Origin of the sequence: Micromonospora sp. NPDC049089, assembly GCF_040648775.1 — a bacterium.
In the GTDB taxonomy this organism is placed as follows: domain Bacteria; phylum Actinomycetota; class Actinomycetes; order Mycobacteriales; family Micromonosporaceae; genus Micromonospora.
Window position 1 is genome coordinate 21108 of the sequence record NZ_JBEZEH010000080.1, and the last position, 6756, is coordinate 27863.

Below are 6756 nucleotides of genomic sequence, written 5' to 3' on the forward strand. Positions count from 1 at the left end.
GCAGTGCCGGCCGCGTTGTGCCCGCCGGAACACTGACAAACGGGATGTTCGCGTGTTTGACACCTTGAGTGACCGCCTGTCCGGGATCTTCACCAAGCTCCGCGGCAAGGGGCGGCTCACCGACGCCGACATCGACGCCACCGCGCGCGAGATCCGCCTCGCGCTGCTGGAGGCGGACGTCGCGCTGCCGGTGGTCAAGGGCTTCATCGCGGCCGTCAAGGAGCGGGCCCGCAGCTCCGAGGTCTCCCAGGCGCTGAACCCAGCCCAGCAGATCATCAAGATCGTTAACGAAGAGCTGATCACCGTGCTCGGCGGCGAGGGCCGGCGGCTCCAGTTCGCCAAGCAGCCGCCGACCGTGATCATGCTGGCCGGCCTCCAGGGTTCCGGTAAGACGACCCTCGCCGGCAAGCTGGCCCGCTGGCTGAAGGGGCAGGGGCACCAGCCGCTGCTCGTCGCCGCCGACCTCCAGCGCCCCAACGCCGTCGGGCAGCTCCAGGTGCTCGGTGGCCGGGCCGGTGTCGAGGTGTACGCCCCGGAGCCCGGCAACGGCACCGGTGACCCGGTGCAGGTGGCCCGCGCGTCGATCGAGCACGCGAAGCGCGCCGCCCGCGACATCGTCATCGTCGACACCGCCGGCCGCCTCGGCATCGACGCCGAGATGATGCAGCAGGCCGCCGACATCCGCGACGCCGTCTCGCCGGACGAGGTCATCTTCGTCATCGACGCGATGGTCGGTCAGGACGCCGTCCGCACCGCCGAGGCGTTCCGCGACGGCGTCGGCATCACCGGTGTGGTGCTCTCCAAGCTCGACGGCGACGCCCGTGGTGGTGCCGCGCTGTCGGTCCGTGAGGTCACCGGGCAGCCGATCCTCTTCGCCTCCACCGGTGAGAAGTTGGAGGACTTCGACGTCTTCCACCCCGACCGGATGGCCAGCCGGATCCTCGGCATGGGCGACGTCCTCACTCTGATCGAGCAGGCCGAGCAGGCCTTCGACTCCGATCAGAAGGAGAAGATGACCGCCAAGCTGATGGGCGGTGAGCAGTTCACGCTTGACGACTTCCTCGACCAGCTCATCGCGGTGCGGCGGATGGGCCCGATCGCCAACGTGCTGGCCATGATGCCGGGCATGGGGCAGATGAAGGACCAGCTCGCCGATCTGGACGACAGTCACTTCGACCGAGTCACCGCGATCATCAGGTCGATGACCCCGGGCGAGCGGACCAACCCGAAGATCATCAACGGTTCCCGCCGGGCGCGCATCGCCAACGGGTCGGGCGTCACCGTGATGGACGTCAACCAGCTGCTCAACCGCTTCGCCGACGCGCAGAAGATGATGAAGCAGATGGGCGGCATGATGGGCCTGCCCGGCGGTGGCCGCCGCAAGGCGACCAAGTCGCCGAAGAACAAGCGCAAGGGCACCAAGGGCGGCGGTCGTCCGCGTACCGGCGCCGGCGCCGGAATGCCCGCCGGTTTCCCGGGCGGCATGCCGCAGCTCCCGCCGGGGATGGACCCGAACGACCTCGCTGGCGGCCAGGGCCTGCCGCCCGGCTTCAAGCTTCCGAAGATCGACTTCAACAAGCTCGGCAAGGGCGGCGACAAGGGCCCGCGCTGACGTGTGTCGGTGACGGTGGGCGACTGATCCGGGGTGGTGGTCATCCGCCGCAGGCACGCCGGCCGGTCGCCCGTCCCGGTGGAGGACTCCCTGCCCGCCCTGACCGCTCGGAAGAACGACCTGCTCGCCCCCGGCGGGGAGTGATCGGGTAGGACTGTGCGCATGGCTCTTCATGTGCGCGGCGTGCTGCTCCCCGACGACGAGGTCCGGGATCTCTGGCTGGTCGGCGACCGAGTGACCTTCACCCCCGTGCCCGATGCCCAGACCGTCGTCGACGGCGGCTTCGTGTTGCCGGGGCTGGTCGACGCGCACTGCCACATCGGCATCGCCCGAGGTGGCGCCCCGATCACCTCACTCGACCAGGCCCGCGCGTTGGCCCACGTCGACCGGGACGCCGGGGTGCTGGCGATCCGGGACGCCGGCTCGCCGTACCCGTACCCCGAACTCGACGACGAGCCGGACCTGCCGCGACTGGCCCGCGCGGGCCAGCATGTCGCCCCGCCGAAGCGCTACCTGCGCGACATCGGCGTGGAGGTCGACGCGACCGAGGTGGCCGCCACTGTCGCCGCGCAGGCACGGGCCGGCAACGGCTGGGTCAAGCTGGTCGGCGACTGGATCGACCGTGGCGTCGGTGACCTGGCGCCGGCCTGGGACGCGGACACCCTCACCGCCGCCGTGCGGGCGGCGCACGACGCCGGGGTACGCGCCGCGGTGCACACCTTCTCCGAGTCGGCCGTCGAGATCATGGTGCGGGCCGGGGTGGACTCGGTGGAGCACGGCACCGGGCTCAGCCTCGACCTGATCGACGAGATGGCCCGCCAGGGCACCGCCCTGGTCCCCACGATGATCAACATTGCCACCTTCGGGAGCATCGCCGAGCAGGCGCGGGGCAAGTTTCCCGGGTACGCCGACCACATGCTCGCGTTGCGCGACGGCTTCCCCGAGGTGGTGCGTGCCGCGTACGAGGCGGGCGTACCCATCTACGTGGGCACCGACGCCGGTGGCGGCATCGATCACGGGCTCGCCGCCGAGGAGATGCTGCTGTTGCACGAACGGGCCGGCATGGCACCCGTCGACGTCCTCGCCGCCGCCTCCTGGGGCGCCCGCGCGTGGCTCGGCTTCGCCGGCCTGGTCGAAGGCGGCCTCGCCGACCTGACCGTCTACCCCGAAGACCCCCGCAGTGACCTGCGCGTCGTCCGCGCCCCGTCCCGCACCATCCTTCGCGGCCGCGTCATCCGCTGACCCCCCCCGGCGAGCGCCACACCGCCCGGCCCAGGGCCGAGCCGGCCGTGTCGCAAGATCGCGCTCGAACCAGGATGTAGTGGCCTCCGCGCTGGAGGATGCCACTACATCCATGATCGAGCGCGATCTTGGCGTTGGCAGCGAGATCAGGCGGGCCCCGAGAGAGAGATCCCGCAACATCCGGGAAGTTGCGCGGGCGCGGGGGTCAGGGGAGTGGGCGGGCGGCGGCGCTGAAGAGGCGTACGGCGAGGTCGGCGAGGGCCGTGGCGGTCTGCTCGATCGGTTCGCGGGGGAGCACGATGTGGCTGACCACCAGGCGGACGATGCTGTCGGCGGCGAAGGTCAGCGCGGCCTGGTCCGCTCCGGGCAGGTGGTCGCCGGCCCAGTCGATCAGGGCGCCGGACGCCTCGGTGAGCACCACTTCGGCCCGGGTGGTGAGGTAGGGCAGCAGTTCGTCCGAGCCGCCCCGGGCGCTGGTCACGATCGCCTTGATCAGCGGGTTTTCCGCAGCCGTGGTGAGGGTGTTTGCGATGGCCGCGTACGCGCCGGCCCGCACGTCGGTGTCGTGGGCGAGCAGAGCGGCCCGGACGGCGCCGACGAACCGGTCCACCTCGGCGCGGGCGAGCGCCTCGGCCAGCCCTGCCTTGCTGCCGAACTCGTTGTAGACGGTCTGTCGGCTCACCCCTGCGGTGTTCGCGACGGCACCCATCCGGACTCCGTCCCACCCGGTCGCGACGGTCAGCGTGCGGGCGGCGTCGACGATGCCGGTCCGTATTGGGGTGGGGTCCCTCTGCTCAATCATGGTGGTCGAAGTGTAGGCCGGTGTGTCGGCCGGACCGGTCGACGATCGGGCGGGGTCAGCTGCCGGTGTCGGGCCACGAGGCGCACCCGGTTCGCGGCCAGGTGAGCCGGTTCGGGGGCCTCGGGCCCGGGGGTGGGCGCCGCTCCCCGGGGGTGCGGATGGAGGAAGGACATGGCGGCAGGGGCCGACGATGCCGCGCCCGAGCGCACCGCCCTGACGAGCGGCGCATAGGATGTGCGGTCATGGCACGCGTGCTCACTCCCCGTGCGGAGGATTTTCCCCGCTGGTACCAGGACCTGATCGCCAAGGCGAAGCTGGCCGACAACGGCCCGGTTCGCGGCACCATGGTCATCCGACCGGCCGGCTACGCCATCTGGGAGCGTATGCAGGCTGAGATGGACGCTCGGATCAAGGCGGCGGGTGCGGAGAACGCGTACTTCCCGTTGTTCATCCCCGAGAGCTACCTCAAGCGTGAGGCGGAGCACGTCGAGGGCTTCTCGCCGGAGCTGGCGGTCGTCACCCACGGTGGTGGCAAGCCGCTGGCCGAGCCGGTGGTGGTGCGTCCGACCAGCGAGACGGTCATCGGCGAGTTCATGGCCAAGTGGATCGACTCGTACCGGGACCTGCCGCTGCTGCTCAACCAGTGGGCGAACGTGGTCCGGTGGGAGCTCCGTCCGCGGATCTTCCTGCGTACCAGCGAGTTCCTCTGGCAGGAGGGGCACACCGCGCACGCCACCCGTGAGGACGCCCGGGCGTACGCGCGGCGGATCCTGCACGAGGCGTACGAGGACCTGATGGTCAACGTGATCGGCATTCCGGTGGTGGTCGGTCTGAAGACGAAGCGTGAGCGCTTCGCCGGGGCGACGGCCACGTACACCTGCGAAGGCATGATGGGCGATGGCAAGGCGTTGCAGCTGGGCACCAGCCACGAGCTGGGCCAGAACTTCGCCAAGGCGTTCGACATCAGCTACTCCTCCAAGGAGGGCGGCCGGGAGCACGCCTGGACCACCTCCTGGGGCACGTCCACCCGGATGCTCGGTGGCCTGATCATGGCGCACGGCGACGACAACGGCCTGCGCGTGCCGCCGAGGCTCGCGCCGATCCAGGCGTACGTCATGATCGTCAAGGATGGCGACGGCGTCGGCGAGGCGGCGGCCAAGCTGCGCGACGGCCTGCGCGACGCCGGTGTCCGGGTCGCGCTCGACGACCGGACCGACACCCCGTTCGGCCGCCGGGCCGTCGACGCCGAGCTGCGTGGCTATCCGGTACGCGTCGAAGTGGGCCCCCGTGACCTGGCCGTGGGCAACGCGACGGTGGTACGTCGGACCGACGGTTCGAAGACCCCGACGCCGGTGGCGGACGTGGTCACCGCGGTGCTGGCCGCCCTGGAGACCGACCAGCAGGTGCTGCACGACCAGGCCCTCGCGCACCGCGAGTCGCGCACCGTCGAGGTGTCGACGCTGGCCGAGGCGATCGAGGCGGCGGCCACCGGCTGGGCCAAGGTGCCGTGGTCGGCGGTCGGCGTGGCCGGTGAGGCCGAGGCGAACGGTCAGGGCGTCACTGTGCGCTGCCTGCTGCGCGCCGACGGTTCGGTACCGGACTCGGAGGACGAGCCGGATCTGGTCGCCATCCTCGCCCGCGCCTACTGAGGTGCGGCCGGGCGACCCCGTCGACCGGTTCGAGCCGGGTCGGCTGATCATGCATCGGAACGTGCGGCACGGCCGGATCGGGTGGGTCCGGCCGGCCCGCGTGGTCAGCGACGATGATCGAGGGTTGCTGGTCTGGATCGCCCGGGACTCGCCGGTGGCCCACGAGGTGACCGAGGCCGGGCTCAACATGCGGGCCATGCCTTTCGCCCAGTGGATCTCGTCGACCTACCGGTTGGCGCACGGGCGTTGGAACGGCCCGCCGCTGTTGAAGTTCCTGCCCACGGGGGCGGCGCACTCCGTCTGGTGGTTCTCCGACGCCCAGGGCCGGTTCGCCCACTGGTACGTCAACCTGGAGGAGCCTGGTGTCCGCTGGGACGACGGCCCGGTGGCCGGCGTCGACGTGGTAGACCAGGACCTGGACGTGGTGGTGTGGCCGGACCACAGCTGGGAGTGGAAGGACGAGGGTGAGTTCGTCGAGCGGCTCGCCTTCGGCGCCGACTACTGGGTGACCGACGAGAAGGCGGTCCGCGCCGAGGGGGAGCGGGTGATCGCGCTCGCCGAGGTTGGCGAGTTCCCGTTCGACGGCACCTGGTGTGATTTCGCACCCCAGCCAGATTGGGGCATACCGGACAAACTGCCACCGGGATGGGATCGTCCGCCGGTGCGTTGAGCGGTGTCGAGGGCGCCGGCAACGCGGTGTACGGGTCCGATGCGGAAGATCGGCATCGGATCTGGCAGAATAGGTCGCTGGTATCCGGCGCGCGTCCGGCGCCCTCTAACCCGGGCACGTCGCCAGTCCACCGAGTAGTCTCCGGCCCAACCCCACGGGTCCGGTCGGCGCTCACCCATGCACACCGCCCGCCTGGGCCGGTGAGATCGCAACAGGAGCGAAACAACTGTGGCCGTAAAGATCCGGCTCCTGCGGATGGGCAAGATCCGCAACCCGCAGTACCGCATCGTCATCGCCGACTCGCGCACCAAGCGTGACGGTCGGGCGATCGAGTTCGTCGGGGTTTACCAGCCCAAGGAAGACCCCTCGATCATCGAGGTCAAGTCGGAGCGGGTCCAGTACTGGCTGTCCGTCGGCGCTCAGCCGAGCGAGGCGGTGCAGCGTCTGCTGGAGCTGACCGGTGACTGGCAGAAGTACAAGGGCCTGCCGGCCCCGCCGCCGCTCCTGGTCGCCCCCGAGCGGGCCGACCGCAAGGCGGCGTACGAGGCTGAGGCGAAGGCCGCTGCCGGGCTCGCCCCGGAGACCCCGGCCAAGCCGGCCAAGAAGGCCGCCAAGGCTGCCGAGGCTCCGAAGACCGAGGCTCCGGCTGAGGCTCCGGCCGCCGAGGCGCCGAAGACCGAGGCTCCGGCCGAGGCGCCGGCCGAGGGTGGCACGTTGACCTACGCCTGGGCGTTCGGTGACGGCACCACCTCGACCGCCGCGAACCCGACGAAGACCTACA

5 protein-coding genes and 1 pseudogene are annotated in these 6756 nt (G+C 70.9%); 5 read left to right on the top strand and 1 reads right to left on the bottom strand.

Annotation, left to right across the window (positions count from 1 at the left end):
• The first annotated feature begins 52 nt into the window (after window positions 1-52).
• Both ffh and AB0B48_RS15955 read left to right on the top strand, forming a co-directional pair.
• On the top strand, window positions 53-1612 hold the full coding sequence (ffh, locus tag AB0B48_RS15950) for a signal recognition particle protein (protein WP_112581984.1): 1560 nt from the start codon (window positions 53-55) through the stop codon (window positions 1610-1612).
• A gap of 162 nt (window positions 1613-1774) precedes the next feature.
• Entirely contained in the window at window positions 1775-2854 is a 1080-nt protein-coding gene (locus tag AB0B48_RS15955; RefSeq protein WP_357201582.1) for an amidohydrolase family protein, read from the top strand.
• 205 nt (window positions 2855-3059) lie between these two features.
• On the opposite strand, the gene AB0B48_RS15960 is transcribed toward AB0B48_RS15955, so the two are convergent.
• A complete protein-coding gene (locus AB0B48_RS15960; RefSeq protein ID WP_357201585.1) occupies window positions 3060-3656 on the bottom strand; it encodes a TetR family transcriptional regulator in 597 nt (198 codons plus the stop codon).
• Window positions 3657-3898: 242 nt separating this feature from the next.
• On the opposite strand from AB0B48_RS15960, the gene proS reads away from it, so the two are divergent.
• The 3 genes and pseudogenes from proS to rpsP all read left to right on the top strand — a co-directional run.
• Window positions 3899-5305, top strand: a complete 1407-nt coding sequence (proS, locus tag AB0B48_RS15965; protein ID WP_357201588.1) for a proline--tRNA ligase — start codon at window positions 3899-3901, stop codon at window positions 5303-5305.
• Window positions 5306-5354: 49 nt separating this feature from the next.
• Window positions 5355-5975 carry a DUF402 domain-containing protein gene (locus AB0B48_RS15970; protein ID WP_357201591.1) on the top strand — a complete coding sequence of 207 codons (621 nt, stop codon included), beginning with the start codon at window positions 5355-5357 and terminating at the stop codon, window positions 5973-5975.
• 228 nt (window positions 5976-6203) lie between these two features.
• Window positions 6204-6695, top strand: a pseudogene (gene rpsP, locus AB0B48_RS15975) (30S ribosomal protein S16); the annotation flags it as partial.
• Window positions 6696-6756 lie beyond the last annotated feature (61 nt).